Source organism: Paenisporosarcina sp. P5_A11 (genome assembly GCF_056400705.1).
Genome location: NZ_JBFUKT010000262.1, coordinates 1 through 3236, shown reverse-complemented (window position 1 = coordinate 3236; position 3236 = coordinate 1). Strand labels below are relative to the sequence as shown.

At 37.2% G+C, this 3236-nt stretch carries 3 protein-coding genes and 1 pseudogene; 2 read left to right on the top strand and 2 right to left on the bottom strand.

The features are described 5' to 3' along the window. Positions 1–275, top strand: a pseudogene (locus tag AC1DOS_RS19025) (glycerophosphodiester phosphodiesterase); the annotation flags it as partial. A gap of 285 nt (positions 276–560) precedes the next feature. Here AC1DOS_RS19025 and AC1DOS_RS19020 read toward each other — a convergent pair. Further along, a complete protein-coding gene (locus AC1DOS_RS19020; RefSeq protein WP_477538766.1) occupies positions 561–806 on the bottom strand; it encodes a DUF2627 domain-containing protein in 246 nt (81 codons plus the stop codon). Between the two features lie 172 nt (positions 807–978). Here AC1DOS_RS19020 and AC1DOS_RS19015 point away from each other — a divergent pair, with 172 nt between their 5' ends. After that, on the top strand, positions 979–3030 hold the full coding sequence (locus AC1DOS_RS19015; protein ID WP_477538765.1) for a sigma-54 interaction domain-containing protein: 2052 nt from the start codon (positions 979–981) through the stop codon (positions 3028–3030). On the opposite strand, the gene AC1DOS_RS19010 is transcribed toward AC1DOS_RS19015, so the two are convergent. After that, on the bottom strand, positions 3007–3236 hold a 230-nt coding region (locus tag AC1DOS_RS19010), incomplete at its 5' end, for a hypothetical protein (RefSeq protein ID WP_477538764.1). The genes AC1DOS_RS19015 and AC1DOS_RS19010 overlap by 24 nt on opposite strands.

Here is a 3236-nt window from a genome sequence, read left to right as displayed (position 1 = left end):
GAATTAAACAGTGTAACCCCATGCTGCATACAGCTTATATTGGTACAAGAAAAACGAACTGGGAAGAACTTGGTCGATTGAAAGCCGCGGATGCACTACATATGCATAAAAGACATTATGCTCAAAAGAAATTAGATTTAGCTTTTCATTCGAATATGCCTTTGCGGTTTTACGGAATTGATGGAAGCGAAAAATATTTAGCTAAGCCACATCCAGTGGTTTTAGGTTGGATTACGGATTATCCTGACAAAGTGTTAATAAAACAATTAAGTTAGGGTCAGATTTGTTCATCCTAGAACTTAAGAATAAAGAGGGAAAGTTTTCGAACCAATACGTTTACATGTATAGGCTATGTTGAAGAATGCTGTTGATATTGAAGAACAAGAGACAGAGTATAATTGTGTCTAGCATACCTCAAGAGCGTGAAGAATGAGACCAACAAGTATGTGGGTTTTCATTCTTGTTGGCTCATGCGAAAAGTGCGGCAAGAGCAAATATACGATAAACGAAAGTATAGTTTAAAAGAGCCATTGTAGAAAAAAGGAACCCTGAAAGTAAATTCAGGATTCCTTTTTGTTTGCGAATCTGGGTTGAACCTTGCCGTTTTTTCGGTCACGGTGTAATAAGAAACCAGCGAAAAATCCTAACCCAATTACTAACATCACAATACCTAATACAAATTGTAGCCCTAAAAAAGGTATTGGCCCAATGAGTTTGCCAAAGATGGTGTCACGTATGAGTTTGATTCCACCAGCAGCCATCAAGCCGGGAATCAGTAATACAAGAAATGCTAACATTCGTGCCAATTTTTTCATCTCCTAAAAACCTTTGATAAGGTTTTGTGCCAACTTTTATTTTAAAGTATAATTAAATCTCTTCTCATTTTACTATCTCCCCATTCATTGTCAAGAAGATCGAGATAAGGTATGATAGAGATAGATTTTGCAATAGATTGCACGAAGTAAGCGAGGTGTTTGAATGTCTTTGCAAAATGTGTTAATAATTGGTGGTGGGGTCGGCGGAACTGCGATTCTTAAATTATTGATGTCAGCGGAATTATTCCATGTGCAACGCGTTGTTGATATTGATGAAACAGCACAAGCGATTCAAATCGCAAAACAATATAATATTGCCACTAGCACAGAGTGGAGACCTTATTTAACAAATGACTTACATATGATTTTTGACCTGACTGGTGAGCCAGCGGTCTTTGAGGAACTCCTTCGAGAAAGACCTAAAGGTACAGTGCTTATTCCCGGAGCAGTTGCAAGCATGCTCATAGGTTTACTGAGGGAAAAAGATCAATTTATACAAATGATTCGAGAAGAATCACATAAGCAACAATTAATTTTCAATTCAATAGAAGAAGGCATGATTGGCATTGATGCCAATGGGAATGTGAATTTTTTCAATAAAAGCGCAGAGCGAATGACGGATATTCCGGTAACTCAAGCGATAGGTAAACATATTTATGAAGTCATTCCTTCAAGTGAATTACCTCGGATTTTTAAATCGGGTCGAACAGAATTAAATCGAGAGTTATCTTTAAGTAACGGTTTAAAAATTGTTACTTCGAGGTTTCCGATTATTGATGAAAAAGAAAATCGTATTGGTGCATTTTCTGTTTTTAAAGATATTTCGGAAGTCGTTAATTTAGCTGGAGAAATCACCAACTTAAAAGAAATCCAAACAATGCTCCAAGCAATTATCCAGTCAAGTGACGACGCTATTTCAGTTGTAGATGAAGAAGGAAAAGGCTTATTAATTAATCCGGCTTATACTAGAATTACGGGTCTCGAGACTGATGATATCATTGGAAAACCAGCAACAACTGATATTAGTGAAGGTGAAAGTATTCACTTGAAAGTACTGCAGATGCGTAAACCTATTCGTGGGGTAAATATGCGAGTTGGTCCTTTGAAGAGAGAAGTAATTGTCAATGTTGCACCAATAATTGTTAATAATCGCTTAAAAGGCAGTGTTGGTGTTATTCACGATATGACTGAAATTCGTTCTTTAATGAAAGAGTTAGATCGGGCCAGAAGCATCATTCGAACGTTGGAGTCAAAATACACATTTGACGACATCATCGGTGACTCACATGAAATGAGAATTTCGATTGAACAGGCAAAATTAGCTGCAAACACTCCTGTTACAGTGCTCTTGCGTGGTGAGTCAGGTACAGGAAAAGAACTTTTTGCACATGCAATTCATAGTTCTAGCGATCGAAAGTACAATAAATTCATTCGTGTTAACTGTGCAGCTATCGCTGAACATTTACTGGAGAGTGAATTGTTTGGTTATGAAGAAGGTGCATTTACTGGTGCGAAACGCGGTGGTAAAAGAGGTTTATTTGAAGACGCGAATCATGGAAGTATCTTTTTAGATGAAATCGGAGAACTTTCAAGTAATACGCAAGCGAAGTTGTTGCGAGTTTTACAAGAAAGTGAAATTGTTCGTGTAGGCGGAACAAAATCTATCACAATTGATGTAAGAGTAATTGCTGCTACAAATATTCATATGGAAAAAGCAATGCTTGAAGGTAAGTTCAGAGAAGACTTATATTATCGATTAAACCGAATGCCGATTCAGATTCCTCCTTTACGCAATCACAAACAAGACATCCCGGCTATAGCGGAACGACTTCTGGTAAAACTTAACCAAGAGTATGGACGGAATGTTGAAGGGATATCAGCTGTTGCCTTGCAACGACTTGGTGTGTATTCGTGGCCAGGAAATGTAAGGGAGCTAGAAAATATCATAAGCCGGGGCATGATTTTTATGAAGCCGACAGAATCGGTGTTAGATGATCATCATTTACCTATCTCGATGATGAATCAACAAGAGAAGGAATTAAGTTTACCAACGCATGAGGTTTTACCACTTGTAGAACAAATGGATCGAATGGAAAAAGAAATTCTTTCTTCAACTCTCAAKATGGCAAAAGGTAACAAATCAAAAACTGCCAAGCAACTTGGAATTTCTCTTCGTACACTCTATTATAAATTAGAAAAATATGACCTTGTTTGACATTGCATGCAACATTTTGCATGCTTTGCAACAATTTGCATACCAAAAAGGTTGAAAAGTTGACAAATAAAGCGTTTTCACGATTGTAATATTGGCACACTTTATGCTTAAATAATGAATGTTGGGGTGAATACAAATGAAATTAACTGATTTAATTAAACAAGCTTCAGCTTCAGACGATAATGTCGTAGCAGTAGCATCTGCGG